We start from the raw sequence: 26,915 nt of genomic DNA on the forward strand, positions 1-26,915 counted from the left end.
GGGCCCTGAACTCGGTTGGTGAAGTGGTGCTCGGTCGGGAAGCGGGTGACGTCGCCGACGCGCCCGGTGATCTTCGCGGCCGGCACGGTGGGAGATCAACACGAACAACGCCATCGCGGCTCCTGCGAGCCGATGACGGCTCCGGCAGATCGGGGGCCTCGGCACAGCAAAGTTCGTGCAGTCGGGTGGATCTGGCGCGCCGGATTCGTCGCACCAGACGAACGGACCGTACGGCAGACCTCATAGGGTCGCCAGCAGCGAGGCCAGGAGGCGAACTATGCGAACACTGTTGCGAGGCGGTCGCGTCATCGACCCGGCTACGGGCTTTGACGGCACGGCTGACGTGCTGGTCTCCGATGGCAAGGTCGTTGCCGTCGGACCAGGGCTGCCAGCATCCGACGACCAGGTCGAAATCGATGTCGGCGGGTACATCGTCGGGCCCGGATTCATCGATCTGCACAGCCACGTGCACTCCATCGCGGGCCAGCGGCTGCAGGCGATGGACGGTGTCACGACGGCGCTCGACCTGGAAGCCGGGCTGATGCCCGTCGAACGGGCCTATACCGAGGCGGCCGCGGCGGGACGCCCGCTCCACTACGGCTTCTCGGCTTCCTGGGGCTCGGCGCGGGCCAAGGTGCTCGCCGGTATCGAGCCGGACGCGGACATCAACAGCGGGCTTGCCGTACTCGGCAATCCGGCCTGGCAGCGGTCCTCGTCGCGGGCCGAGCTGACCGCCTGGCTCTCCCTTGTGGAGGGTGAGCTGGCGGCGGGCGCGCTCGGCGTCGGCGTACTGCTCGGGTACGCCCCGGCGAGTGATCCGGCCGAGTTCCTGGCGTTGGCGAAGCTGGCCAAGCAGGCCGAAGCGCCCACGTATACGCACGTCCGCGAGCTGGTCGAGACGGACCCGGCCACGCCGGTCGACGGGACGCAGGAGATCGCGATCGTCGCGGCCGAGACCGGTGCCGCGATGCATCACTGTCACGTCAACAGCACGTCCGGACGGCACGTCGACCGGGTGCTCGCCGCGCTGGAGTCGGCCCGTTCGGCCGGCTCGCGGGTGACGGTCGAGGCCTATCCCTACGGTGCGGGCAGCACCGGCATCAGCGCGGCGTTCCTTTCGCCCGAGCGGCTCAAGATGAAGGGTCTCGACCCGACGCGCGTGCTGATGCTGGAGACCGGCGAGCGGATCGCCGACGAGGCCCGGCTGCTGCAGGTCCGCGCCGAGGAGCCGGGTGCGCCGTGCATCCTCGAGTTCCTCGACGAGGAGAACCCGAAGGACCGGGACCTGCTGCACCGGACGCTCGCTTTCCCGGATTCGATCGTCGCGAGCGACGCCATGCCGGTGTACTGGCATGGCGCCGGCAACGAATCCACCGAATGGCCGCTGCCCCCTGGCGGTGTGACGCACCCGCGCACGGCGGGCACGTTCTCCAAGTCGCTGCGGTTGATGGTGCGCGAGGCCGGGGTCTGGACATGGCTGGAGGCGTTCCGGCGCTGCTCCTACCTGCCCGCGCGGGTGCTGGATCAGGTCGCGCCCGGCGCGCGGACCAAGGGCAGGCTGAACGTCGGCGCGGACGCGGACATCGTCGTCCTCGACCCCGCCACCATCACCGACACGGCCACGTACTTCGATTCGACCCGGCCCGCGATCGGCGTCCGGCACCTGTTCGTCGCGGGTACCCAGGTGGTCCGCGACGGGCAGCTGCTCGCCGACGCATACCCTGGCCAGCCGCTGCGGGGGGAGCCACGGTAGTGGAATTCAGCTTGGAAGCTCTGCTCACCGACATCGAAGCACTGGTGTGCTGCGAATCCCCGTCATGCGACCTCGACGCGGTGGCGCGCAGCGCCGAGGTGCTCGCGGGCCTCGGCAGGAAGTTGCTCGGCGTGGAGCCGGAGCGGATCGTCCTCGACGGCCGGACGCATCTGCGCTGGCGGTTCGGCAACGGCCCGGCGCGCGTGCTGCTGCTCGGCCACCACGACACGGTCTGGCCGATGGGTTCGCTGGAGACGCACCCTTTCTCCGTGGCCGACGGGGTCTTGCGGGGACCGGGCTGCTTCGACATGAAGGCGGGCGTCGTGATGGCGCTTCACGCGGCCGCCGCGTTGCCGTGCCGGGCCGGATTGTCCATTCTGATCACTGGCGACGAGGAACTGGGCTCGCCGTCGTCGCGAGGGCTGATCGAGGCAGAGGCCCGCGGCTGCGAGGCGGCGTTGGTGCTGGAGGCTTCGGCGGACGGCGGCGCGATCAAAACCCGACGCAAGGGCGTTTCGCAGTACCGGATCGACGTGACCGGCCGCGCCGCGCACGCCGGTCTCGAACCGGAGAAGGGGATCAACGCCGGGATCGAGATCGCCCACCAGACCCTCGCGGTCGCCGCGCTCGCCGATCCGGAGCGCGGGACCAGCGTGGTGCCGACACTGCTGGCGGCCGGCACGACGGTCAACACCGTGCCGGCGACGGCCATGGTCCAGGTCGACGTGCGGGTATGGGACGAGGACGAACAGCTCCGCGTCGACCGGGCGGTGCGGGCGTTGCGACCGGTGCTGGCGGGCACACAGGTGCGGATCAGCGGCGGCGTCAACCGTCCGCCGCTGGATGCCGCTTCCTCGGCCGCCTTGTTCGGGCTGGCGCGGGAACTGTCCGCGGGCATAGGGCTGCCGGAATTGACCGAGGCGCCCGTCGGCGGTGCTTCGGACGGCAACTACACCGCGGGGCTGGGAGTTCCGACTCTCGACGGTCTCGGAGCGGTCGGTGGCGGGGCACACGCGGATCACGAACATGTCCTGATCGAAGAATTGCCAGGGCGGACAGAATTGCTGTTCGCACTGGTGGAAAACGTGTTGGCGAAGGGGAGTCCGTCGACTCCGAAGAATGCGGCGGACTGTTCCGGTCGAGCCCGACGGTGACCTTCCGGGGCCACCGAGAAAGGAGCATCCCGTGACGGATCTTTCGATGAATTCACAACGACCAATCACATCGGAGGCCTGTGGTGAGGCGGTCGCGGCCGCGCGGGCGGCGGCCACCGCGTCAGGGGTCGAGGTGCGGGAGATCCATGAGATCGCCGAACTGGCCGCGGTCGGAGTGCTTTTCGAGAAGATCTGGCGGTCGGCGCCGGGCACTCGGCCGGTGACCACGGAGCTGCTGCGCGCACTGTCGGCGGCGGGGAACTACGTGGCCGGCGCGTTTTCCGGCGGCGACCTGCTCGGCGCGTGCGTCGGGTTCTTCGAGAATCCCGGAAAGGGCAGTCTGCACAGTCATATCGCAGGGGTCGCCCAGGCCGGCGCAGGGCGTGGAATCGGGTATGCGCTGAAAATGCACCAGCGCGGCTGGGCATTGACCCAAGATGTTTCGACCATCAAGTGGACGTTCGATCCGCTGGTGCGCCGCAACGCCTATTTCAACCTCGGCAAACTCGGCGCGCTGCCTGTGCAGTACCTGCGCGACTTCTACGGGCCGATGAAGGACGGCATCAACGGTTCGGGCGACACCGATCGGCTGATGGCGTCCTGGGACCTGGCCGGCACGGCAGTACGGGCCGCCGCGTTCGGTGAGCCCGTCCGGACCGACACGAAGACCCTGCTCGACCGCGGCGCCGCGGTTGCGCTCTCGGTGGACGCCGACGGCGGCCCGGCGGCGGGCTCGGCAGATGCCCCGGTCGTGGTCGTCGCCGTCCCCGCCGACATCGAAGGCTTGCGCGGCACCGACCCCGGCAAAGCAGCTGCGTGGCGGGCCGCGCTGCGCGAAACGCTCGGCGGATTGATGTCTTCCGGGGGCCGGGTGACCGGCTTCGACCGGGCCGGTTATTACGTGATTTCCAAGGAGGAGCAGTGAAACTCAGCGGTGTGGAACTGCGCCGGGTGCAGATGCCACTCGTCGCCCCGTTCCGGACTTCGTTCGGCACACTGTCCGTACGCGAGCTCCTGCTGCTGCGGGCGGTGACGCCGACGGGCGAGGGCTGGGGCGAGTGCGTGACGATGGCCGGCCCGTTGTACTCGCCGGAGTACAACGACGGCGCCGAGCACGTGCTGCGCCAGTACCTCATCCCGGCGCTGCTGGCCGCGGAGGACGTCACGGCGGCGAAGGTGACGCCGCTGCTGGCCAGGTTCAAGGGCCACCGGATGGCGAAGGGCGCGCTGGAGATGGCGGTGCTCGACGCCGAACTCCGCGCGAGCGAGCGCTCCTTCGCGGCCGAGCTGGGGTCGGTGCGGGACACCGTGCCGTGCGGTGTTTCGGTCGGGATCATGGACACGATCCCGCAGTTGCTCGACGTCGTGGGCGGGTACCTGGACGACGGCTATGTGCGGATCAAGCTGAAGATCGAACCGGGCTGGGACGTCGAGCCGGTGCGCGCGGTCCGCGAACGCTTCGGCGACGACGTGTTGCTGCAGGTGGACGCCAACACCGCCTACACCCTGGGCGATACGCCGCAGCTGGCCCGCCTCGACCCGTTCGGCCTGTTGCTGATCGAGCAGCCGCTGGAAGAGGAGGACGTCCTCGGCCACGCCGAATTGGCGCGCCGGATCAAGACGCCCATATGCCTGGACGAATCGATCGTGTCGGCGCGCGCGGCGGCGGACGCGATCAAACTGGGCGCGGTCCAGATCGTGAACATCAAGCCCGGCAGGGTCGGCGGTTACCTCGAAGCGCGGCGGGTGCACGACGTCTGCGCGGCGCACGCGGTTCCGGTGTGGTGCGGCGGAATGATCGAGACCGGCCTCGGCCGGGCGGCGAACGTCGCGCTGGCCTCGCTGCCGGGCTTCACGCTTCCCGGGGACACCTCCGGGTCCGACCGGTTCTACCGGAGCGACATCACCGAGCCGTTCGTGGTGTCCGACGGGCACCTGCCGGTGCCGACCGGTCCGGGCCTCGGCGTGACGCCGATTCCGGAGCTGCTCGACGAGGTGACCACCGCGAAGGCCTGGATCGTTTCGTAGCCTGGCACGAATTCCGCGGATAGATTGACCTGATCGAACCATCCGGCTGGGCCGTGGCTGGATCTACCCTCGGGGAGTGCTGATGCCCGTGCCGAACAAGCCGCACACGAGTCTGGGACGCGTCCTCGAAGCCCTCGGGGACGTACTCCTCGAACCGGTCGCTGTCGGACGGGACACCCGGCGGCAGCTCGGCGGCGTGGTGATCCACGATCCTTACGAGGACACCGAGTTCCCAGCCGGGGCGGTCGTCCTCGGGGTCGGCCTGCGCGAAACCGACGAGATCGCGAAGCTGCTGCACACCGTCGGCGAACGCGGGGGCGCCGCGCTGGTCGTGCGGTCGCCGGTCTCCGCGTCGAAGGAACTGGTCCGGGCGGCCGACTCCACCGGGGTCGCGCTGCTCGGGCTGGCCGGCGGAGCGTCGTGGGCGCAGCTCGCCGCGATACTCCGCACGTTGCTCGCCGAGGGCGACGTCGGCGACGTTTCCCCGCAGTCACTCGGCGGGATGCCGTCCGGCGATTTGTTCGCGCTCGCCAACGCGGTCGCCGCACTGCTGGATGCGCCGGTCACCATCGAGGACCGCAACTCGCACGTGCTCGCGTTCTCCGGCCGCCAGGACGAGGCCGATCCTTCCCGCGTCGAAACGATTCTCGGCCGCCAGGTGCCCGAACGCTTCACCCGCCAGCTGGAGAAGGAAGGCGTTTTCGAACGCCTCTACCGGGACCAGCGGCCGGTTTACGTCTACCCGGACGGCTACGACGAGAACATCGTGATGCCCAGGGTCGCGGTCGCGGTCCGAGCCGGCGACGAGGTCCTCGGCTCGATTTGGGCCGCAGTCGACAATGAGCTCAGCGAAGAACGTACCTCCGCGTTGGTCGACGCCTCGAAGATTGTTGCGCTGCACATGCTTCGGCTGCGCGCAGGTACCGATGTCGGGCGCCGGTTACGGGCCGATCTGGTGAGCACCGCGCTCGAAGGAGGCTCCGGCGCGCCGGAAGCCATCGCCCGCCTGGGACTGCTGGGGCAGCCCACCATCGTGCTCGCCATGGGACTCCTCGAGGCCCCCGACGACGACCTCCGGCTCGTCGCGGAGCGCCAGCGAGTCGCCGACGCGTTCGCCATGCACCTCAGCGCCGTCCAGCCCCGGTCGGCGGTGGCGCTGGTCGGCGATGTCGCGTACGGCATCGTCCCGATGCCCGGGAACCAAGGCGATTGGCGCGAACGCTCGGTACGCGTCGCGTCGACCTTCCTGGAACGCACCGGCCGCGGGGCCGCCGCCGCGATCGGCGTCGGACCGCTCGCGCTCGACGGCTCGGGCCTGCGCGCGTCCCGCGACGGGGCCGACCGCGCGTTGCGCGTGTTGCTCGCCAACGGCGGCACAAAGCGAATGATCACCGCCGAAGACGCGCATATCGAAGCACTGCTGCTCGAATTGGCGGACCTTTCCGCGGCACGCGGGGATGTCGCGACCGGGCCGATCGCGCGGCTGCTGGCCTACGACACGAAACACCAATCGCAGCTCGTGCACACGCTGCGGTGCTGGCTCGATTCTTTCGGCGACATCGGCGTCGCGTCCACCGCCGCGTACGTGCATCCGAGCACATTCCGGTACCGGTTGCGCCGGGTCGCGGAGGTCGGCGGAATCGATCTCGACAACCCGGGAGACCGGTTCGCGGCGATGGTGCAACTACATTTGCTGGCACGGGGGGAAAAGCACTGCCGGTTTGAAAGGCTTGACAAGGCCCGGTTGCTCCAACCCTCCGAGCGTTCCGGCTTCCTTCGCCGACGTGTGCCGTCATAGCCCCAAATAACGCCTGACCGACCTTCGGGCGGTCGGCGTTACGCTGCTTCGATTCCGTGCCGGCTTCGGCGAAGACGGCTTCGATCCGTTCGCGGATCTCGCTCAGGGGGACACCCGTCGGTCGGCGCGCCCGGTGTGGAGGAACCGGGCGCGGCCGGTGCCGTCATCGCCGACGAACGCGTGCGCCCTGTAGAGACCCGGGAACTCCGGGGCGATGGCGACGAACGTGTCGTCGAGGTAGGGCAGCAGTTCATGCTTTGCCGGCGGCGCACCGCCAAGGTCGGCGAAGATCCCCTTCGGGGTGCGCTCGATCCACAGCGTGCCGTCTTCCGCCGTGACGACGTTATCGGCGACCATCGACGAGTACTCGCCCACGTACCGGGACAGGTCGCCCTGGGCGGCCGCGGGGTTCGGCTGCGGCAGTGGCGGGAGCTTCACGTCGGCGAGTTCGTCGAGCAGCTTTCCAAAGACCTGGTGGTAGACGTGCACCGGCTGCCCGCCGTTGGTCAGCAACGCCACCGCGACGTTTCGCTCCGGCACCACGCGCAGGAAAGCCGACTGGCCGATCGTGCCGCCGTCGTGGCCGACCACCTCGCCGCCCTCCCAGCCGAAGAGCATCCAACCGACACCCCAGCGGCCGGCCATGATTCCGAGCGTGGGCACCTCCACCTGCGGCTCGCGCATCACGGCCAGCGACTCCGGCGACAGCACCCGGGCGCCGTCGTCGGCCTTGCCGTCGTTCAGGTGCATTCGGACGAAGGTCAGAAGGTCCCGCGGGCGCATCGCGAGCATCGAACCGGCCGGGGCGTTCGATGCGGTGAGTGCCCAGATCGGCGCGGGCACCGGCTCCTCGCCCGGCTTCGGGGCGACGTGGCCGACCGCGGCGCGGTAGCGGATCGCGTCGTGAGGACCAGTCGCGGCGTGGGTCAGGCCGAGCGGCACGAAGAGGTGGTCGCGCACGCAGTCGTCCCAGCACTTACCGCGCAGCACCTCGATGATGCGGCCGAGCACGCAGTAGCCGGCGTTGTTGTACGAGAACCGCTCGCCCGGCGGAAACAGCTGCGGCACGTCGGACAGCGTCGCGATGAGCTTCTCCACCGCGTCGGCGCCGCGCCCGGTGTCGGTGAAGACGTCGCCCTCGAAGCCGGCAGTGTGGCAGGTCAGCTGCCGGACGGTGATCGCGGCCGCGGCCGTTTCGTCGCCGAGCGCGAACTCCGGCAGGTAGTCGCGCACCGGCCGGTCGAGGTCGAGGCGGCCCTCGTCGACCAGTTGCATGATCAGGGTGGTCGTCCACACCTTGGTGATCGACCCGATCTGGAACAGCGAGTCCACAGTGGACTCCACCCCGGTGGCCTTGTTCAGGACGCCCGCCGCGTGATCGATCACCTCGCCGTCGGCGAGCACCGCGATCGCGGCGCCAGGAACCTGATGCTCGGCCAACAGAGCGGCGAAGTTCTCCTGGAGCCAAGTCCGGATTTCATGGACTTTCGACATGCGCACCTTCTGTCCTCGTGAGGATGGTCCGACGTTTCCGGAATGCTAGGTCGGTGGCCTGCGTCACTTGTTCGTCCGGACCGAGGAGAGTGCGGGGAAAGTTCCTCCGCCCAGACGAATCAGGCAGTACACAGCGGTTCCACCGCCGTCGCCGCGGCGACGGCGGTGAATGTGGGGCGCTCGGTCACCGGGAACGGGTGTCCTCGGTACGGGTGGACACGGCGACCGGGTACCGGCCTCCGTCCCGGTACTCGACCACGCCGACCTCATTGCGCACAGCAAGCAGCGCGCCGGCCTCACCGCTGGTCGTCGTCGGGGAACCCGAACCGCAATCGGTGTGGCCAGACCTGCGGTTGCAGCCAGCGCCGGACGTCCGCGCATGCCTCGGAAGCGGCCCCCTGGCCGTGGCCCGGCCCGACAGAACTGCGCGGGCCGCTGTGTCTGCGTCGAGCGCGTCCGTCTTGCCGCGCGAACGCCCTCTTCTTCTCCACCAGCGCAACTAGGGTCCAGGGTCTCCCGGGTCACGCCGACGGGCCGAACGGGCGTGGGGGGCCGAGGCGTTCGTCCCCCGCGCCCGATCGGCCTCGCTCAGGCCTGCCAGTGCGGCTTGCCGCTGACCATCCGGCAGTAGATCATTCCCCCGTTGGCGTCATGGGTGCTCTTGCCGAGATCGGCGTTGCGGCAGAACTGCCCGGCCGCGTAGCAGTTCCCGGCGTTCGAGCGGAGCTCGCACTCCGCGCCGCCGGCCGCCGCGGTGTGCTGCGGCTCCGGGGCGGCCGGCGGCTGGGCCGTGGTGGTCTTCGGCTGCGGCGCCTTCGGGGTGGGCGACGGCGCGTGGGTGCCGGGGGCCGCCGGGGCGGGGGCGGCCGGCGTGCTCGGCGCGGGGTCCGACGCGGGCGGCGGCGTGTCGGCCGGGGACGCGGCGGGCGGCGCCGCAGGCGGTGCGGCCGGCGGGGTCGACTGGGTGGTGGCGGCCGCCGGGGCGGTCACCGGGGGCGAGGCCTTGGCTCCGCCGTCGGCGGCCGACGGGTCGCAACCGGTCAGCGCCAGACCGACGGTGAGGACGAGTCCGGCGAAGCCGGCCAGGCCGGCGCACCGACGCCCGCGTATGCGTGAAGGCATGGGTGGAGAACGCTCCGTTCCGTTTGGATGAGGTGTGCGATTCAAGCAGAGCCCGCACACGATCCGTGCACGGATCTCCCACTCGTTGGCAGATCGAGATCTGCCGGCCACCGAGCGTCGCCGCCCTCCGGTCCGCCGTCACACTGCGCCGAACCGCCGGCCGGCCCGACAGGGGTATAGCGCCGGAGCGCAGGGGAATTTAGCATGTTCCTGACATGGCCAGCGGATCGCTACCGTTCCGGCAACCCCCACGCCGAACGAGGAGATCCCCCATGCTCCGCATCCGTGTGCTCGCGGTCGCCACCGCGCTCGCGGGCGTCGCCCTCACCGCCGCCCCCGCCGTCAGCGCGCCCGCTGACGACCCGTCCATAGTCACCGCCCTCGCTTCCCCCGCGGCCCGGACGGCCCCGGCCCCGTCCGCGCTGCTCCCCGCACTCCAGCGCGACCTCGGCCTCTCGCCGCAAGCCGCCGCCGACCGGCTGGCCGGGGAGAGCCGGGCCGCCCGGGTTCGGACCGCGCTCGCCGGCGCCCTGGGCTCCCGCTGGGCCGGGGCCTGGGTCGAGGGGCCGGACGCCACCCTGGTGGTCGCCACCACCGACGCCTCCGCCGCCCGGACGATCACCGCGCACGGCGGCCGGGCCATCGTCGTCCGCAACGCCCTGGCCGCCCTCGACGGGGCGAAGGCCGCGCTCGACCGGGCGTCCCGGGCCGCCACACCCACCGCCACGCCGTTCTGGTCCGTGGACGTCCGCACCAACGCCGTCGTGGTCCGGTCCTCCGACGCCGCCCGGACCGAGGACTTCCTGCGCCGCTCCGGGGTGGACCGCGCGCTGGTCCGGGTCGAACGGGCCACCGCCACGCCCCGGCCGCTGGCCGACCTGCACGGCGGCGACGCGTACTACATCGACAGCGCCGCCCGCTGTTCGATCGGCTTCCCCGTCACCCAGAACGGCCGGCCCGGCTTCGTCAGCGCCGGCCACTGCGGGCAGCCCGGTTCCAACGCGACGGCCTCCGACGGCAGTTCGATCGGCACCTTCCAGGGCTCGACCTTCCCCGGCAACGACTACTCCTGGGTGCAGGCGGGCCCGGGCTGGACGGCGCAGCCGCAGGTGAACGACTACGCGGGCGGCGCGGTGACGGTCGCCGGCTCGACCGAGCAGCCCGTCGGGTCCTCGGTCTGCCGTTCCGGCTCCACGACGGGCTGGCACTGCGGCACCGTCGAGGAGGTCAACGCCACCGTCACCTACCAGGAGGGCAGCGTCTACGGCGTCACCCGCACCAGCGTGTGCGCCGAACCCGGCGACTCGGGCGGGTCGTTCATCTCCGGCAACCAGGCGCAGGGCGTCACCTCCGGCGGCTCCGGCGACTGCACCTCGGGCGGCGAGACCTACTTCCAGCCCGTCAACCCGATCCTGAGCGCCTACGGCCTCACCCTGGCCACCGGCTGAGCGGCTGAGCGGCCGGGGGCCCGGCCGAGCCGCTCGCCGAGCCACGGGCCGCCGTGAGGACAGGACCTACGGCAGCCCCGCCGTCCGGCGCTCGAACACCTCGGGGCGCGCGGTCTCCAGGGCAGTGGCGACCGCGCCGAGGAGGACCGCCTCCTCCCCCAGCAGGCTCGGCGCGAGCGTCGGACGCATCGGGGCGATCCGGTGCAGGGTCTGCTCCAGCGGTTCCAGGAGCAGGTCCGCACTGTTGCCTATGCCGCCACCGAGGACCACCAGGTCCGGGTCCAGTACGGCGGACAACACCGCTACGGCGTAGGCGAGTTGGCCGGCCTCGCGGTCGACGGCCCGGACCGCCGCCGGGTCGCCGGCCCGGGCCCGTTCGAAGACCTGCTTGGCCGTGGGCGCACCGCCCAGCCCGAGGTCCTGGGCGGTGCGCACCACGGCGTCCGCGGCGGCCTCCTGCTCGATGGTCGCCGGAGGCTCACCGGGGCGGGCGGGCAGCGGCACCAGGCCGATCTCGCCCAGCGCGCCGTGCGCGCCGAGCAGCAGTTCGCCGTCCTTGACCACGCCGACGCCCAGGCCGGTGCCGACCAGCAGGTAGGCGAACATCCGGCTGCCCCGGCCGGCGCCGAGGGTGTACTCGCCGAGCGCGGCCAGGTTGGCGTCGTTGGCGACGGTGACGGCCACCCCCAGGCCCTCCCCGATCCGGTCGAACAGACCGGGCCGGCCCCAGCCGGGCAGGCTGGTGGCGTAGCGCACGCCGCGCCGCTGCTCGTCCCACACGCCCGGGGTGCCGATCACCGCGTGCACGATGTCGCCGGCGGCCAGGCCCGCCTCGGCGACGGCCTCGTGGGCGGCGCCGACCACGGCGTCGGCGACGGCGTTCGCCGAGCGGCCCCGGTTGGCCACGTCGCGGCGGGCGACGACCGTCCCGGCGAGGTCCGCGACGGCGACCCGCAGCCTGGCCCGCCCGATGTCCACGCCGAGCACGTGCCCGGCGGCCGGGTCGACCTCGTACAGCACCGCGGTGCGGCCGCGCTCGGGGGCCAGCCGACCGGCCTCGCGGACCAGCCCGGCCTGCTCCAGGGCGGCCAGGGCGGCGGACACGGTGGGCTTGGACAGGCCGGTGTCCCGGGCGAGTTGGGCGCGCGAGGAGCCGCCGCCGGTGCGCAGCAGTTCGAGCAGCAGCCATTCGTTGTTGCTGCGCAGCCGCTGCCGGTTCCACGGCACTGCCGGGGCCCCGGCCGCCGGGCGGTGGGTCGGCAGGTGGCTGCTCATCGGTTCCTCCGGTCTGGGCGGGACGGCTGGCGGGCGAGCCGCGCCGGGTGGTGCCGGCACGGCCCGCGGCCTCCGGTGTCGGGTGCCGCCGCCCAAGTATGACCGGTGATCATTCCGTTCCCACCCCGGCGGCCGGCCCCGCGCCGCGCCGAGCCGCCCCGAGCGGGACCCTCGGACCCGTCAGGACCACCAGGCTCGTCGGACCTGTCGGACCTGTCGGGCCCGTCAGGCGTGTCAGACCCGGGCCGGACTCGTCAGACCACCCAGCCGCCCGTCATCCGCCGCACCGCCGAGCCGTCCAGGTCGGCCAGCTTGGTGCCGGCGAAGGCCCGGGCCGCCTCGGAGGTCTGCACCCGCAGCGGCGGCCGCTCGGCGGTGAGGGCCGCGACGATCGGGGCGGCCGCCTGCTCCGGGGTCTGGGCCTGGGAGAAGGCCTTCAGCGTGCGGTCGACGTAGGCTCGCAGGGCGGGGGCGTACGGGCCGGCCGCGGCGGTCAGCGCGGGCAGGTCGATGGCCTGGTTGCCGATGAACTCGCTGGCGACGGCGCCCGGTTCGACGACGGTGACGTGCACGCCGACGGTGGCGGCGACCGGCGCCAGCGACTCCATGAAGCCCTCGACGGCGAACTTGGCGGCGCAGTACGCCTCGTTGAAGGGCTGTCCGACCACGCCGCCGACGCTGGTCACGGTGACGACCCGGCCGCCGGAGGCCCGCAGGTGCGGCAGTGCGGCCCGGGTGACCTCGACCACACCGAAGAAGTTCACCTCCATGGCGGCCCGCACCGGCGCCGTCCCGTCCTGCTCGATCGTGCCGACGTGGCCGGCGCCCGCGTTGTTGACCACCGCGTCGAGCCGGCCGTGCCGGGCGAGGACGGTCTCCAGGCAGGCGGTGACGGAGGCCGGGTCGGTGACGTCCAGTTGCTCGACCTCGATCCGCCCATCAACGCCCGCCTCGGCGGCGGCGCGCCGCAGGGCCTCGGCCCGTCCGGTGTCGCGCATGGTGGCGACGACGCCGTACCCGGCGCGGGCGGCGGCCACGGCGGCGGCGAGGCCGATCCCGGAGGAGGTGCCGGTGATGAGGACGATCGGGGCGGCGTCGGTGTCCATGGAAGTCTCTCCTCGGATCTCCCCGGCTTCTCCGGGGAAAAGTATGTGCGTGCACACGCACCATACATTTAGGTGCACGCGCACGCAACCGATCGACAGCCCGGTAGCGCCGGTCGGGCGGCCGTCACACCTTCGCCAGCGCGCCCTCCACGTCCGCCCACAGGTCCTCGGGGTGCTCGATGCCCACCGACACCCGCACCGTCCCCGGACCGATCCCGGCGGCGGCCAACTCGACGTCGTCGAGCTGGCGGTGGGAGGTGCTGGCCGGGTGGAGCACGAGGGTGTGCACGCCGCCGAGGGAGGGGGCGAGGGCGGCCAGGCGGACGGATTCCGTGAAGGTGCGGGCCGCCTCGCGGCCGCCGACGAGGTCGAAGGCCAGGACGCCGCCGTGGCCGTCGGGCAGGAGCCGGCGGGCGAGGTCGTGGTCGGGGTGTCCGGGCAGGCCCGGGTAGTGGACGGCTTCGACCGCGGGGTGGGCGGCGAGGCGGCCGGCCAGGTCGAGGGCCGTCTCGCAGTGCCGGCGGACCCGCAGGGCGAGGGTCTGGAGGCCTCGCAGGGTCAGCCAGGCGGCGAACGGGTCGGCGGCGGCGCCGAGTTCGATGGCGTAGTGCCAGACCTTGCGGTGCAGTTCGGCGTCCGCGAGAACGGCGACGCCGGCCAGGACGTCCGAGTGGCCGCCGAGGTACTTGGTCGCCGAGTGGATGACGACGTCCGCGCCGTACTCGATCGGCCGGCAGAGCAGCGGCGTCGCGAAGGTGTTGTCCACGACGCTGACCACCCCGGCCCGCTTGGCGACGCCGATCAGCCCCGGCAGGTCGGTGACCCTGGTGGTGGGGTTGGAGATGGTCTCCAGGTGCAGCAGCCGCGTGGCGGGCCGCAGGGCCGCCTCGACCTCGGCCGGGTCGTCGCCCCCGACGTGGGTGACCTCCACCCCCCAGCGGTCGGCGAGGTCGGCGAGCACGGCGAAGGTGCCGCCGTACAGGCTTCGCTGGGCGATCACGTGGTCCCCGGAGCGCAGCAGGGCGAGCAGGACGGTGTTGATCGCACCCATGCCGGAGGCGGTGGCGATCGCACCGGCACCGCCTTCGAGGTCGGCCACCGCCGTCTCCAGCGAGCGGACGGTCGGGTTGCCGTAGCGGTTGTAGAAGAAGGCCCCGCCCGGGCCGCTGAAGGCCTGGGTGAGCGCGTCGCTGGTGTCGAAGGCGAAGAGGTGGCTCTGGTGCAGCGGCACGCCCATCGGACGGCTGCCGGTGGTGTCCGCCAGGGGCGGGTGGACGATCCGGCTCTCGGGGCGCAGCACGTCGGGGGCCCGGTGTCCGTCGGGGGTCTGCTGTCCGTCGGGGGCCTGGTGGCCGAGGTAGTCGCTCATGTGCCCCATCGTCGGGCCGGTCGCACGCCGCGCCCAGGGCCAATCGCACCCAGGTGGCCCGCCCCTGCGCCGCTGCGGCACGGGGGCGGGCCACCGCGGCTCACTTGCGGCGGCCGAAGATCCGCTTCGCGGCGTAGACGATGCCGACGATCAGCAGCACGAAGAACAGGATGATCAGGATGACCACGACGATCAGGAACTTGCCGAGCTTGGCGAAGAAGCCCGACTTCTTCTTCTCGTCCTTGGCCGCGAGGTGGGCGGCCGGCGCGGTCTGACCGCTCCGGGTGCTGGCGGAGACGGCCTGGCCCGCCGCCAGGGCGGCCTGGCCGGAGCCGGTGACGGAAACGGTGGTGGCGGCGGCCACGACGGGCCTGGGTGCGGCCGTCGCCGTCGCGCTCGACGCCGCGGCGGTGAGGCCGACGGCGGCCAGCAGTGCCACCAGGGCGCCGGCTATCGAACGTGCGATCCGGTGAGTCATCGTGCTCCTCGTACGGGTTCTGAGCAGCGCGGAGGAGCCTGGCTGACCGGATCCGCTGGTCTGACCAGGTGGTTTTCTCATCTGCGCCTAGTATGCTCCACTGAGTTTCTACAGCGGTGTAAAAGTTTAGCGACGGGCCTGCCCGGATCGGCTCCGGCCCCGGTCACGCACGCCCGCCGGTCCGACGGGGGTTTCGTGGCAACTGTGGAGGATGACGACGTGTCTGGTCGCAGAGGTTCCCCCGGAGCCGGAAAATCGCCGCGCCGGGCGGCCGGCGGCTCGCCGGAGGGCCGCATATCCGACGGCCGCACACCCGAGGACCGCACCGCGCAGGGCCGCCCAGCGGACGGCAGCCAGGCCGGACAGACGAGTCAGGCCGGCCGGGCCGGTCAGGCGAGCCGCACGAGCCGGGCGAAGCCCAAGGCCAAGCGCAGCACCAAGGAGAAGGTGCTCTGGGCGACGGCCGGCTGCACCGCCCTCCTCGTCCTCGGCGGCTGCGCCGTCTACTACCGCCTGAACAGCAACCTCACCACCTTCGACGGCGACGCCCTCAGCAAGGACCGCCCGGCCGCCGCGGCGCCGGACTCCCAGGGCCGCACCCCGGTCAACGTCCTGCTGATCGGCTCGGACAGCCGCGGCAACGGCAACAGCGACCTGGGCGGCGGCGGGGACGGCGGCGCCCGCTCGGACACCGCGATCCTGCTGCACGTCTACGCCGACCACAAGCACGCCGTCGGCATCTCCATCCCCCGCGACTCCCTGGTCACCATCCCGCCGTGCAAGCTCCCGAACGGCAAGTGGACCAAGGAACAGACCAATGCGATGTTCAACAGCGCCTTCTCGGTGGGCAACAGCGACCAGGGCAACCCGGCCTGCACCCAGAACGCCGTCGAGAAGCTCACCAACCTGCGGGTCGACCACACCATCGTGGTGGACTTCAACGGCTTCGCCTCGATGACCAAGGCGGTCGGCGGAGTCGAGGTCTGCCTGCCGAACGACATCCACGAGGGCGATCTCAACCCGAACCTGGGCAAGAAGGGCAAGCTGGTCTTCCCCAAGGGCAAGCAGAAGGTGGAGGGCCAGTCCGCGCTCGACTTCGTCCGAGTGCGGCACGGCATCGGCGACGGCTCCGACATCGGCCGCACCAAGCGTCAGCAGGCCTTCCTCTCCTCGCTCATCAAGGAGGTCAAGTCCCGCGGCATGGACCCGACCACCCTGCTGCCGCTCGCCGACGCCGCGACCAAGTCGCTCACCGTCGACCCCGGCCTCGGCTCGGCGGCCAAGCTGCTCTCCTTCGCCATGTCGCTCAAGGACGTCAACCTGCACGACGTCAAGTTCGTGACGGCGCCGTGGCGCTACGAGGGCCCGCGGGTCGCCCTGCTCCACCCCGACTCGGACCAGCTCTGGGCCGCGCTCAAGGCCGACCGCACCCTGGACGGCCAGGATGCCAGCGCCACCGCCGCGGACTCCGCCGCACCGGGCACCCCCGCCGCCGAGGCCACCCCCAGCCCCACCGCCACCACCCCCGTGCCGGGCGCCAAGGGCGGCGAGGCCAAGCCCGCCGACGTGAAGGTCGCCGTGCTCAACGGCACCGGCGCGACCGGGCTCGGCGGCAAGGCCGCGGAGGCGGTCAAGGGCGCCGGCTACACCGTGACCAGCGTCGGCAACGCGACCGGCAAGCCGCGCGCCACCACGGTCGTCGAGTACGGCGCGGGCGAGCGCGCCGCGGCCGACGCGGTCGCCAAGCTGTTCCCGGGCGCCACCGTCCAGGCCGGCGGCAAGGGCGTCAGCGTGGTGCTCGGCCACGACTTCGCCGCCGCCAATCCGGCCGGTGCCGCCGACCCGTCCGCCTCCGCGTCGCCCGGCGGGGCCCCGGCCGCTCCGGCCCCGGTGCCCAGCAGCGTCGCCAACGCCGCCCGGTCGGCCGACGACGACCCGTGCGCCAACGTGTCGTACGGCTGACCCGGTCGGGACGTACGACGACGGCGGGGCGCCTGCGGATCCTGATCCGCAGGCGCCCCGCCGTCGCGAGGTGCGTGGGGTGCACGGGGTGGGCCTGTGAGGTCTACAAGGCCCGCGGTGTCAGCGCCTGGCGCCGCAGGACGGGCAGAACGCGGCGCCCTCCGGGATGTCCTGGTGGCACTGGCCGCACTGGGTCGGCTGGGCGAGCCGGTGGCCGCAGCCCGGGCAGAACGGCGTGCCGTGCGTCTCCGCCGAGCACTGCGGGCAGACGAGTTGGCGCGGCGTCCGCACGTCGAACTCGGCGCCGGACTGCTGGCCCTGCTGGTAGGAGCGGTCGGACACCATGTCGTTGAGGCCGCGTCGCTGCGCCGCCATCGCCTCGGCCGCCGTGTCCGGGGCGCAGTTGTGGCACAGGCCCTGGCCCGGGTCGAAGCAGCGGCCGCACGCGTAGTAGGTGCAGCGGGCGCAGCGGTTGAAGTGCACCTGGGCGTTGGTGATCGCGCGCTGGAAGGCGGCGTCGCGCGCGTTGCCCCAGGTGTGGCCGGCCAGACCGTCGGCGGCGTTGCTGATGGTGTTGGCGTTGCCGCCGATGAGGTTCCAGGCGGCGCTGACGCCCTTGCCGATCCAGCCCGCCACCTGGCCGGTGGTGAACGCCTCGAACGGCGAGCGCCAGGTGTCGGAGCAGCGGTGGCAGGAGAACTCGAACTGGAAGCCCGCGCCGGTGCCGTGCTGCTCACACAGGTCGCGGTAGTTGCTGCTGAAGTAGATCTCGGAACTCACGTCGTCCCCGGTCGATGAGGTGGCATGTCGGCGGCCCCGGGCCCCCCAAGGTGCCGACACGGATGGGGCGGGTCACGGGGGCGCTGCACAGAATCGCACATGCCGTCATATTTTGTGAATCTCTTATGGACAACGCCTCGTGACCGCCGCACCGAGGGACGTCCGGACCCACCGGACCGGTTCCGATCAGGCCGGTACCGGTCCGATCGGAACCGGTCCCGCAGGAAGGGCCGACGCCTCCTCAGAGCCCGGCGACCGGCAGCAGCAGGACCCGCGCCGGGTCGAACCGCTCCCAGCCGGCCGGCTGCCCGCTGCGGCTCACCCGCAACCGGCACCACCGCTGCCCGGCGGAGTCCTGCCACCAGCCGCTGATCCGCCCGGACGCCCAGGTGCCGTCGCCGAGGTCCACCTCGACCGGCTGGTACACCCACTGGACGTCCGGGTCCGCCGGCTCCCCGACGGCCACAGGACTGCGCCGACTCTCCACCACGGTTCCGCCTCCCGACCCGGCCCCGGTGCGCGGCCTCCCCGGTCGGGCGGCCACGCGACCAGGCGTGCAGCTCACCCCGGAAACTCTACAGGCGTGTAGAGAAAGACGGGAGGAGTTCCGCCGAAGCCCTCACCCGGCTCAGCGGCGGTTTCGGCGCGCGCCACGGCGGCGGCGCCACAGGGCGAACGGCACGACGGCGGCCAGCCCGAGCGCGTCCGGCGCCGACGGCGCCTGCACCGGCGCGGCCGCGCCCGCGCCCGCCGGCACCTTGCCGAAGGTGTCCGGGACGGGCAGGGTGGACCAGTCCGTGAGCGGCCACGCGACGACGAAGGCCCGGCCGATCACGTTCCCCACCGGCACGAAGCCGTCACCGGTCTCGTTGTGGTGCGGGCGGGAGTCCCGCGAGTTGTTGCGGTGGTCGCCCATCACCCAGAGCTTGCCCTTGGGGACGGTGACGGTGCCCACCGGGTCCTGATCGCAGGGCGCCGAGCCGGGGAACAGGTACGGCTCGTCCAGCGCGACGCCGTTCACCTTCAGCGGGCTGCCCGCCTTGCACTCGACGGTGTCCCCGCCGACCGCGATCACCCGCTTGATCAGGTCCTTCTCGTCCGCCGAGGGCATCAGGCCGACGGTGCTCAGCACCTTCTGGACCGAGCTCATCACCGAGCCGTCCGCGTGCGTCGGCACGCTCTCCAGCCAGCCGCCCGGATCACGGAAGACCACCACCTCGCCGCGCTCGGGCTCGGCGCCGAACCACGGCGTCAACTTGTCGACCAGCACCCGGTCGCCGATCGCCAGGGTCTGCTCCATCGAGCCCGAGGGGATCGAGAAGGCCTGGACGAAGAAGGTCTTGATGCCGAGCGAGAGCAGCAGGGCGATCACCAGCAGAATCGGGAGCTCCTGCCAGAACGGGCGCTTCTTCCGCGCGCTCTTGGCGTCCGGCTCCGCGCCGCCGGCGCCGCCGGCCCCACCGCTCGGACCGCTGCCGCCGCTCCCGTCGCCGCCGGAACCACCGCCGCCGGCCCGGCCGGCGCCGCCGCCGGAGGCCTCGAAGGCCCCCGCCGCGCCCGGGACTTCGGCCGCACCCACCGCGCCGCGCTCCCCGGTTCCACCGCTCTCGCCGGACTCCGTGCTCTGCTGGACACTCATCTTCTCGGCCCCTCCCGACGGCCTGGCGGGAGACCGGAACGGAAAACCCCCGCTGTCAGGGAACGAACCTACCGAACGGAGGTTCCCGGGCGCGCCCTGACATGGATCCGCTCACCCTGAGGACCGAACAGACTGAGGAACTCCACCGGCTGCGGCCCGGCGTTGCCGAAGGCGTGCGGGGTCCGGGTGTCGAACTCGGCGGCCTCACCGGCCGTCAGCACCAGGTCGTGCGAACCGAGCACCAGCCGCAGCCGGCCGGACAGGACGTACAGCCACTCGTGGCCCTCGTGCACCTTCAGCTCCAACTCGGGCTCGGTGCCCCGGCCGGGCGGCATGATCTGCTTGAAGGCGTGCAGACCGCCGAGGTGGCGGGTGAGCGGGATGATGGTCTGACCGTTCCTGGTCACCGGGCGGGGATGGACCCGGGGGTCGCCGGTGGCCGGGGCGCCGACCAGTTCGTCCAGCGGCACCCGGTACTCCCGGGCCAGCGGCAGCAGCAGCTCCAGGGTCGGCTTGCGCTGCCCGGACTCCAGCCGGGACAGCGTGCTGAGCGAGATCCCGGTGGCGGCGGCCAGTTTGGCGAGGGTGGTGCCGCGCTCGCGTCGCAGGGCACGCAGCCGGGGGCCCACCGTGGTGAGGACGTTCTCGAAGTCTTCGTCGGCCATGCCTGCCATTCGCCGGGACGGCAAGGGTGTTTGTCAAACCGGCACACCGGTGCACGGGCGCGCGGGCCCGTCGGCGCGCCCTATGCTGTCCGGCCATGCGCATCCACCTCACCCGGGACAGCGTCGCGGCCGGCGACGACGCCGACGCCCCGCACGCCGCGTCGCCCGCCCTCCCCGACGGCCTCGACCTGCCCGACGGCCTCGATCTGCAGGAAGCGCTCGCCGCCCTCGGGCTCCCCCGGCCGTACCTGCCCCTGATCGGCGGCGGCCGCGCCAGCTGGATCCTGCGCACCGGCGACGGCACCCCGCTCGCCGTACTCGCCCAGCAGTGGCCGCGCGCCCGGCCGCTCCCGGGCGTCCGGGGCCCGCTCGCCCGCCTGGCCGGCCCGGACGGCGACGTCCGGCTGCACGCCGAGTACCGGCGCCAGCTGGACCCGGACGCCGAGTACGACCGGCTCGCCACCGGCTGAGGCCGGGGGCGCCGGAGCCCGCCGGGGCTTCGCCGACGCCCACCCGGTGCGCGACCGGCCGACCCGCGGCGCGGGGCCGGCGGCTACCGGTACTCGCGCAGGCGCGGCCGGACGCCCAGCGCGGTGAGGGCGAGCGCCGCCACCAGCGCCCCCGCCGCCAAGGCCGCCGTGCCGGCGTCGAGGTCGCCGTCGGTCGCGGCGACCGCCGAGTCCATCGCCCTGGCGTTGACCGCGATGGTGTCCCCGATGGCCGTGCTCAACTGGTCGAAGTCGTAGTTGGACTGCCCCTGGGAGAGGCCGGTGTTGAGCGTCACCGCCTCCTTGAGCCGGCCCTCGTCGCGCAGCGCGCGGATCTTCCGGTCGTCCTGCTGGTACTGCTGGAAGGCGGCCAGCACCCGCTCGGCGGCGTCCTGCTCACCGGGGAACGTGATGTTGTGCAGTTCGGTGCCGAGGTAGCCGCCGAAGGGGACGGCCGTGTGGTCGGCGCGGTGCCGGGCGGCGGCGTCCGCCAGTCGGGCGTTGTAGTCGGCGAGGGTGGCGCCGTCCAGGCGGGCGATCGCCTGCGTCTTGTCGAGGAAGCTCTGCTCGTAGGCGGCCGCGCGGGACGGGTCGGTGAGGTAGCGGCTCTCGTCGGCGTTCAGGTCGAACGCGACGGCACGGGCGCGGCTGAGCGCGATCACCGAGTCGTAGGCGTTGCTCTTGGCGGTCACCAGGTGGTCGTCGGCACGGCCGACCAGGTGCAGGCCGATCGCCAGCACGACGCCGGTGAGCAGCGTGACCGCGGCCAGCGCCGGGTTGACGACGCGGTGGTAGCGCACCGCCAGGACGCGCTGGAGCCCGAGCAGCGCGGCGAGCGCGAGCAGGCCGACCGCGAGCAGCCACCACCAGCCGCTGCCGAGGGCGTCACGGCGCTCGGTGTAGACCTGTTCGACGGTGGCCTCGTTGGCGGCGGTGACCTGGTCGGCGGCGGGCAGCAGTTGCTGGCGCAGCAGGTCCGTGGCCTGGCGGTAGGCGTCCAGGGCGGCGGGCGAGGGCTGGCCGGCCGGGGCCTTGGCCTGCTCCTCCAGCAACTGGGAGCGGGCCACCAGTGCCTCGTAACTGCCCAGCCGGCCGAGCACCTGCTGGACGGCGCGCTGGCCGGCCGGGTCGGCGGCCGCGGCCTGGGCGGCCTGTTGGAGGTCGCCGTCGGCCTGCGCGCGGCGCTGCTCGTAGGTGTCGAGGGTCTGCTTGCGCAGCGTCGTGTAGTCGGGGTCGGCGCCGACCAGCAGCAGGTTGGCGGCCTGGGCGTCCATGTCGCTGAGCGCGAAGTAGAGGTCGGCGGCGCGGGTGGCCTGCGGGGCGGCCCGGTGGCCGATGGTGTCGGTGCCGTCGCGGGCCCCGCCGAGGACGGTGGTGGCGGCCGCGCCGAGGCCGATCAGGGCGGCCAGGCTGAGCGCGGTGAGGCCGCGGACCAGGCGCGGGGTGGTCCAGTAGGCGCGGCCGCCGACCGTCCGCGCGCCGTGCCGGAGCCGGGCCAGGGTGCTCGGGCGGGGGGTCGGGGCGGCCGTTGTCGGGGCCGTTGTCGTGGCCGCTGGTCCGGCTGGGGCCGGTTCCCCCGCCGGATCGGCTTCCGTCCCCGGGGCCGTCTCCCCCGTGGTGGCCGTCGTGCCCGCTGCCGAGGTGGTCATGGCCGCACGTTCCTCTCCCCCGTGGCACGGTCCGCCGGGGTTTCCTGCTGAAACCGGCGCAGAACCGTTTCTCTCCGCCGGGCGACGCTAGTGCCGCGCCACCTGTGGAAAGCCCCCCCTGACGGCTCCTTGACGCCGCCGGGCGCCGTTCTTGACGCATCCTTGGCGACCGTCCCCGGCGCCCGGCGGTGTCCGCCGGTTCGCGGCGGTTCGCGGCGGTTCTCGGCGGTGGTGAGTGGTGAGTGGTGATGGGTGGTGGCCTGCGGTGGTGGGCGGATCAGCCCTGCCCGGCCCGGCGGCCGCGGTTCGCCGTGTTCTTCCGCCGGGCCCTCTTCTTGCGGGCGCGCTTGGACATCGTGTGCTCTCCGATTCCGGGGAAGGGCTTCAAGCGGCCTGGCCGACCAACTGGTCCGCCAGCTTGACCAGGCGCTTCAGCGAACGCTCCTCCTGGGCGGCCTGCGCCACGGGCGCCACCGAACCGCCGTCATAGTAGGCGCCGTTGGCGACCGCAACGTCCGGCAGGCAGAGCCGGACGACGGCCGCCGCACCCTCCGCCGCCGGCGCGCCGGCCCGCCCGTACAGCGGCAGCAACGCCGTGTCGCACAGGCCCGGGTTGAGGCTGACGGCGGTGATGCCGGAGCCGGCCGGGGCCATGTCGGCGGTCGCCATGGTGAGCGCGAGCTGCGACTGCGCGTACGCGGCCACCCGTGAGTACCTCTTCACCCGGTGCGGGTCCGACCAGTTCATCGACGCGGTCCGGTGCAACGAGGACGAGACGTTGACGATCCGGGCCTCGCCGGATGCCGAGAGCGGCGCCCGCAGCAGCCTGGCCAGCAGGTGCGCGGCCAGGAAGTTGACCTGCAGCGAGACCTCGTTGCCGTCGTCGGTCAGCGTGCAGCGTTCGGGCGCCATCGCGGCGGCGTTGTTGACCAGCAGGTCCAGCGCCGGGTAGTGCTTGACGACCGTGCCGGCCAGCACCGCGACCTCCGAGAGGCGGGTGAAGTCGGCTGCCAGCTCGACGAGTTGGTCCCGGCGGGCGCCGGCGTCGACCAGCCTGGCAACGGCCGTCTCGGCCTCCGGGGTGGTCCGGGCGTGCACCAGCACGGTGGCACCCAGCCCCGCGAGCAGCCGGGCGGTCTCCCAGCCGATGCCGGAGGAGGCGCCGGTGACGAGGGCGGTACGAGCGGACAGGACGGATTCGGACATGACCGTTCCCAGGGTGCGGGGCACCGCCGGCCCTGTCCGGGCCGGGGTGCGGGCTCAAAAGACCTGATGAGTTGCGGAACTCGCGCGCCCGCCCGCACCCCGCGCCGATCAGGCGACGGGGCGGGGCGCGGCACGTGCCGTGCCTTCCGGCGGGGAGGCTCGGATCAGCGCACGGCGATGGCGGCCGCGGCGACGCGGACCGGCGGCCGCGGATGCGGCGGGCGGTCGTGGTGGCGTGCCGGGCGGTTCATGCTCCTCATCCAACCGGCGGGCGCGGACCGGGGCAAGCGCCGCGCCGCCGCCCTGACGAATCCCTGACGCCGGGCGAACAGCCGTGCGGTCGGCGCCGGTTGCGGCGACCGGTCAACCCTCACCGGTCTTCGGCGGCACGGCGGAGCCGGTCGCGAGCACCGCGCCCGAGCCGACCGCGCCCCGCCCCGCCCCGACGTCAGAGCCAGTTGCGGCGCTTGAAGACCACGTACAGCCCGGTGCAGACCAGCGCCATCAGCCCGACCGCGAACGGGTAGCCGAACGCCCACTTGAGCTCCGGCATGATCTCGAAGTTCATCCCGTAGACGGTGCCGATCAGCGTCGGCGCGAAGAGGATCGCCGCCCAGGAGGAGATCTTCTTGATCTCGTCGTTCTGCACGTGCCCGGCCTCGGCGAGCTGCTTCATCTCCTCGTTCTGCCGCTGCGAGACCAGCGTCGCGTTCACGGTCAGGATGTTCTGCAGCATCTGCCGGAAGCCGTCCACCCGCTCGGCGGCGTAGGTGGCGTGGTCGGCGACATCGCGCAGGTAGCGCTGCAGCTCGTCGTCGGTGCCGTACTTGCCGAAGCCCGCCTCCAGGCTCCTCATGATCTCCAGCAGCGGCCGGGTGGCCCGCTGGAGCTCGATCACCTCGCGGGACAGCTCGTAGATGCGCCGGGAGACCTGCGGGTCGCCGCCGAACACCTCCGTCTCGATCTCGTCGATGTCGTGCTGGAGCCCGGCGATCACCGGCGCGTAGCCGTCCACCACGGCGTCCAGCACCGCGTACAGCACCGCTTCCGGGCCGAGCGCGAGCAGGTCCGGGTCCGTCTCCAGGCGGCGGCGCACCGCGGACAGGTCCGGCGCCTGGGAGTGGCGGACGGTGAGCACGAAGTCGGGGCCCACGAAGAGGTGGATCTCGCCGAAGTCGACCTCCTCCGCCTCGTCCAGGTAGCGCGCGGCGCGCAGCACCACGAACAGCGTGTCGCCGTAGCGCTCCAGCTTCGGCCGCTGGTGGGCGACGATGGCGTCCTCGACGGCCAGTTCGTGCAGGTTGAACCGGTCCGCCGCCTCCAGCAGCTGCGCCTCGGCCGGGCGGTACAGGCCGATCCAGGCCATCGCGCCGGGCCGGTCGGGCAGTTCGCGGTAGATGTCGGCGAGGTTCGCCGGTGCATCGATCCGCCGCCCGTCCCGGTAGACCGCCGCGTCCACCACGGAGCGCTCCAGGGTGACCGGCTCGACGGGCTGGTCGGGCCGCGGATCCATCGAGTGCTCCGGAGCCGGCTGCGCGTCGGTGGGGCCGGGGCCTCCGGCGGGGCGGGAGAACGGACGCTTGCTCGCGCGCACGGCGCGCACACGCCAGTCGGACATGGCGGATACCTCCACGGTGGGTGCCCGGCCACCGTCCGGGGACGGCGGGCCGGAGGCGCCCGGCCGGCCACCACGCGCACGGCGCGACCGGCGGCACCTCGTCGAGGACGAGGTCAGCGCCGCGCGGGAGCCGTACGGGAGGAGGAACGCCGGGTGCCGCGAATGGTGCGGGACAACCGGGGGCGGGGCCGACTTCGACCCGGACTACTGCACTCCACGGCTCTCACCTCCTCGGCTCCGCGCGCCCGCGCACCGGAAGGGGGGCCTGCACAACTCCCGCCGAGTGTAGTACCCGCTCCCGAGTGCCTCCCACCGCCCGCCCCCGGGGAGCCCGCGCGGCAGTGCTCCGGGCTGGTCGTGCGCCCGGCGCGTTCGGGCACCAACGGCCGCCCGAACCCTGCCCGTTCGTCCCGCCGATGCGATTACGGGGCCGCTACCGCCCGACTACGCTACGTGTCATGACTTCTTCGGGAACGGCCCCCGGGCGGGGCACGGCGGTGGTGATCGGCGGCGGACTGGCCGGCACGGTGGCGGCCTGGGCCCTGCGCGGGTTCGCCGAACGGATCGTGGTGGTGGAGCGGGACCACTACCCGGCGGAGCCCACGTTCCGGGCCGGGGTGCCGCAGGGCCGGCACGCGCACCTGGTGCTGGAGGCCGGGCACCGGGCACTGGAGGAGATGATGCCCGGCATAAACAAGGAGCTCACGGAGGCGGGCGCGGCGCGGATCGCCGTCTCGGGCGATCTGAAGTGGCTCAGCTCGGCCGGGTGGATGGCGCAGTACCCGGCGCAGCTCGCCTTCCTCTCCTGCACCCGGCCGGTGCTGGACAAGGCGGTGCTGGACCGGGTCCGCGCCGATCCCACGATCGAGTTCCTGGAGGGCACCGACGTGGTCGGCCTGCTCGGGTCGGCCCGCGCGGTGACGGGCGTCAAGGTCCGCGCCCGCGGGCCCGAGCGCGGCGAAGTCCAGGAGATCCCGGCCGAGTTGGTGGTGGACGCGGCCGGCCGCACGACCTCGGTGCCGGACTGGCTGGCGGAACTGGGCCACCCGCCGGTGCCCGAGGAGCGGGTGGACGCGGGCGTCGCGTACTCCTCCCGGCTGTTCCACCGCCCGGCCGGCGTCGACATCGGCTACAAGGCGATCTACCTGCAGACCAAGGCCCCCGACGCGCCCCGCCTGGGCGTGCTGCTGCCCGTCGAGGGCGACCGCTGGATCGTCAGCGTCGCCGGCATGCGCGGCGCCGAACCCGAGCCCGGCGAAGCCGGGTTCACCAAGCAGCTGGCCCAGCTGCGCGACCCGAGCATCCGCGAGGCGCTCCAGCAGGCCGAGCCGGCCGGCGAGGTGCGCGGCTTCGTCCCCGGCCCCGGCATCCGGCGGCACTACGAACGCGGCGCCCCGGACGGCCTGGTGGTGGTCGGCGACGCCGCCAGCACCTTCAACCCGGTGTACGGGCAGGGCGTCACCGTCGCCCTGTTCTGCGCCCGGGAGCTGCGCCGCATCGCCCTGCGCCACGGCGGCATCGGCCACGCCACGGCCCGGGACGCCCGGCGCGCGCTCGCGACCGTCTCCAAGAACCCGTGGGTGATGTCCTGCACCGAGGACGTCCGCTTCGCCGCCACCACCGGCGGCCCCTCCGGCGCCCTGCTCGCGTTGCAGCACCGCTTCCTCGACAAGGTGCTGGCCGGCGCCGCCCACAACCCGGCGGTCACCGCCGCGTTCCACGAGGTGATGTCGCTGGTCGCCCCGCCGACGCTGCTGTTCCGCCCGTCGCTCCTCGCCGCCATCCTGCGGAGCTGACCGGCGCCCTCGCCATCCTGCGGAGCCGACCAGCCCCCTTCACCGGCCGCCGGCCAGGGGCCCGCACGCCGTGCGCCCGGCCGGAAC

22 protein-coding genes are annotated in these 26,915 nt (G+C 72.9%); 9 read left to right on the plus strand and 13 right to left on the minus strand.

The window, feature by feature from the left end; all coding sequences use genetic code 11:
* The first annotated feature begins 175 nt into the window (after positions 1-175).
* From ACIQVZ_RS24940 to ACIQVZ_RS24960, 5 genes are all read left to right on the plus strand, one after another.
* Positions 176-1,753 carry an amidohydrolase family protein gene (locus tag ACIQVZ_RS24940; RefSeq protein ID WP_402452904.1) on the plus strand — a complete coding sequence of 526 codons (1,578 nt, stop codon included), beginning with the start codon at positions 176-178 and terminating at the stop codon, positions 1,751-1,753.
* The gene (locus tag ACIQVZ_RS24945; protein ID WP_402452906.1) at positions 1,753-2,907 is read left to right on the plus strand and encodes a M20 family metallopeptidase; all 1,155 of its coding nucleotides are present in this window, start codon (positions 1,753-1,755) and stop codon (positions 2,905-2,907) included. The genes ACIQVZ_RS24940 and ACIQVZ_RS24945 overlap by 1 nt, the downstream gene beginning before the upstream one ends.
* A gap of 31 nt (positions 2,908-2,938) precedes the next feature.
* Positions 2,939-3,832 (plus strand): GNAT family N-acetyltransferase, encoded by an 894-nt coding sequence (locus ACIQVZ_RS24950; RefSeq protein WP_402452908.1) that lies wholly within the window; start codon positions 2,939-2,941, stop codon positions 3,830-3,832.
* Positions 3,829-4,935, plus strand: coding sequence for an o-succinylbenzoate synthase (menC, locus tag ACIQVZ_RS24955; RefSeq protein ID WP_402452910.1), 1,107 nt, complete (start codon positions 3,829-3,831; stop codon positions 4,933-4,935). The genes ACIQVZ_RS24950 and menC overlap by 4 nt, the downstream gene beginning before the upstream one ends.
* Positions 4,936-5,017: 82 nt before the next feature.
* A complete protein-coding gene (locus ACIQVZ_RS24960) occupies positions 5,018-6,733 on the plus strand; it encodes a PucR family transcriptional regulator (protein ID WP_402453064.1) in 1,716 nt (571 codons plus the stop codon).
* Positions 6,734-6,835: 102 nt separating this feature from the next.
* On the opposite strand, the gene ACIQVZ_RS24965 is transcribed toward ACIQVZ_RS24960, so the two are convergent.
* Both ACIQVZ_RS24965 and ACIQVZ_RS24970 read right to left on the minus strand, forming a co-directional pair.
* Complete coding sequence (locus tag ACIQVZ_RS24965) at positions 6,836-8,227, minus strand: serine hydrolase domain-containing protein (protein ID WP_402452912.1); 1,392 nt, start codon at positions 8,225-8,227, stop codon at positions 6,836-6,838.
* Between the two features lie 588 nt (positions 8,228-8,815).
* Positions 8,816-9,349, minus strand: a complete 534-nt coding sequence (locus ACIQVZ_RS24970; protein WP_402452914.1) for a hypothetical protein — start codon at positions 9,347-9,349, stop codon at positions 8,816-8,818.
* Between the two features lie 272 nt (positions 9,350-9,621).
* Between ACIQVZ_RS24970 and ACIQVZ_RS24975 the strand changes: the two genes are divergently transcribed.
* Positions 9,622-10,797: a trypsin-like serine protease gene (locus tag ACIQVZ_RS24975; protein ID WP_402452916.1), complete on the plus strand. Its 1,176-nt coding sequence runs from the start codon at positions 9,622-9,624 to the stop codon at positions 10,795-10,797.
* A gap of 66 nt (positions 10,798-10,863) precedes the next feature.
* On the opposite strand, the gene ACIQVZ_RS24980 is transcribed toward ACIQVZ_RS24975, so the two are convergent.
* From ACIQVZ_RS24980 to ACIQVZ_RS24995, 4 genes are all read right to left on the minus strand, one after another.
* The gene (locus ACIQVZ_RS24980; protein ID WP_402452918.1) at positions 10,864-12,072 is read right to left on the minus strand and encodes an ROK family protein; all 1,209 of its coding nucleotides are present in this window, start codon (positions 12,070-12,072) and stop codon (positions 10,864-10,866) included.
* A gap of 254 nt (positions 12,073-12,326) precedes the next feature.
* Positions 12,327-13,178 carry an SDR family NAD(P)-dependent oxidoreductase gene (locus ACIQVZ_RS24985; RefSeq protein ID WP_402452920.1) on the minus strand — a complete coding sequence of 284 codons (852 nt, stop codon included), beginning with the start codon at positions 13,176-13,178 and terminating at the stop codon, positions 12,327-12,329.
* A 124-nt stretch (positions 13,179-13,302) separates the two neighbouring features.
* Positions 13,303-14,547 carry a trans-sulfuration enzyme family protein gene (locus ACIQVZ_RS24990; RefSeq protein ID WP_402452922.1) on the minus strand — a complete coding sequence of 415 codons (1,245 nt, stop codon included), beginning with the start codon at positions 14,545-14,547 and terminating at the stop codon, positions 13,303-13,305.
* 100 nt (positions 14,548-14,647) lie between these two features.
* Complete coding sequence (locus ACIQVZ_RS24995) at positions 14,648-15,025, minus strand: hypothetical protein (protein WP_402452924.1); 378 nt, start codon at positions 15,023-15,025, stop codon at positions 14,648-14,650.
* 219 nt (positions 15,026-15,244) lie between these two features.
* Between ACIQVZ_RS24995 and ACIQVZ_RS25000 the strand changes: the two genes are divergently transcribed.
* A complete protein-coding gene (locus ACIQVZ_RS25000) occupies positions 15,245-16,987 on the plus strand; it encodes an LCP family protein (protein ID WP_402452926.1) in 1,743 nt (580 codons plus the stop codon).
* Positions 16,988-17,107: 120 nt separating this feature from the next.
* Here ACIQVZ_RS25000 and ACIQVZ_RS25005 read toward each other — a convergent pair whose 3' ends face one another.
* The 4 genes from ACIQVZ_RS25005 to ACIQVZ_RS25020 all read right to left on the minus strand — a co-directional run bounded on the left by ACIQVZ_RS25005 (position 17,108) and on the right by ACIQVZ_RS25020 (position 20,071).
* The gene (locus tag ACIQVZ_RS25005) at positions 17,108-17,767 is read right to left on the minus strand and encodes a double zinc ribbon domain-containing protein (RefSeq protein WP_350882762.1); all 660 of its coding nucleotides are present in this window, start codon (positions 17,765-17,767) and stop codon (positions 17,108-17,110) included.
* Positions 17,768-18,008: 241 nt separating this feature from the next.
* Positions 18,009-18,257, minus strand: coding sequence for a hypothetical protein (locus ACIQVZ_RS25010; RefSeq protein WP_350882760.1), 249 nt, complete (start codon positions 18,255-18,257; stop codon positions 18,009-18,011).
* Between the two features lie 138 nt (positions 18,258-18,395).
* Positions 18,396-19,406, minus strand: coding sequence for a signal peptidase I (gene lepB, locus ACIQVZ_RS25015; RefSeq protein WP_402452929.1), 1,011 nt, complete (start codon positions 19,404-19,406; stop codon positions 18,396-18,398).
* 68 nt (positions 19,407-19,474) lie between these two features.
* On the minus strand, positions 19,475-20,071 hold the full coding sequence (locus ACIQVZ_RS25020; RefSeq protein ID WP_063350727.1) for a helix-turn-helix domain-containing protein: 597 nt from the start codon (positions 20,069-20,071) through the stop codon (positions 19,475-19,477).
* Between the two features lie 95 nt (positions 20,072-20,166).
* On the opposite strand from ACIQVZ_RS25020, the gene ACIQVZ_RS25025 reads away from it, so the two are divergent.
* Positions 20,167-20,541 (plus strand): hypothetical protein, encoded by a 375-nt coding sequence (locus tag ACIQVZ_RS25025; RefSeq protein WP_402452931.1) that lies wholly within the window; start codon positions 20,167-20,169, stop codon positions 20,539-20,541.
* An 83-nt stretch (positions 20,542-20,624) separates the two neighbouring features.
* Here the strand turns inward: ACIQVZ_RS25025 and ACIQVZ_RS25030 are convergent, their stop codons facing one another.
* The 3 genes from ACIQVZ_RS25030 to ACIQVZ_RS25040 all read right to left on the minus strand — a co-directional run bounded on the left by ACIQVZ_RS25030 (position 20,625) and on the right by ACIQVZ_RS25040 (position 25,032).
* A complete protein-coding gene (locus tag ACIQVZ_RS25030; protein WP_402452933.1) occupies positions 20,625-22,208 on the minus strand; it encodes a hypothetical protein in 1,584 nt (527 codons plus the stop codon).
* A gap of 384 nt (positions 22,209-22,592) precedes the next feature.
* Positions 22,593-23,414, minus strand: a complete 822-nt coding sequence (locus tag ACIQVZ_RS25035) for an SDR family NAD(P)-dependent oxidoreductase (protein WP_402452935.1) — start codon at positions 23,412-23,414, stop codon at positions 22,593-22,595.
* Positions 23,415-23,862: 448 nt separating this feature from the next.
* A complete protein-coding gene (locus tag ACIQVZ_RS25040) occupies positions 23,863-25,032 on the minus strand; it encodes a magnesium and cobalt transport protein CorA (protein WP_350882749.1) in 1,170 nt (389 codons plus the stop codon).
* Between the two features lie 458 nt (positions 25,033-25,490).
* On the opposite strand from ACIQVZ_RS25040, the gene ACIQVZ_RS25045 reads away from it, so the two are divergent.
* Entirely contained in the window at positions 25,491-26,828 is a 1,338-nt protein-coding gene (locus tag ACIQVZ_RS25045; RefSeq protein ID WP_402452938.1) for an FAD-dependent monooxygenase, read from the plus strand.
* Positions 26,829-26,915 lie beyond the last annotated feature (87 nt).

The sequence above is a fragment of the Kitasatospora sp. NPDC098663 genome, from assembly GCF_044760075.1.
Lineage (GTDB): Bacteria > Actinomycetota > Actinomycetes > Streptomycetales > Streptomycetaceae > Kitasatospora.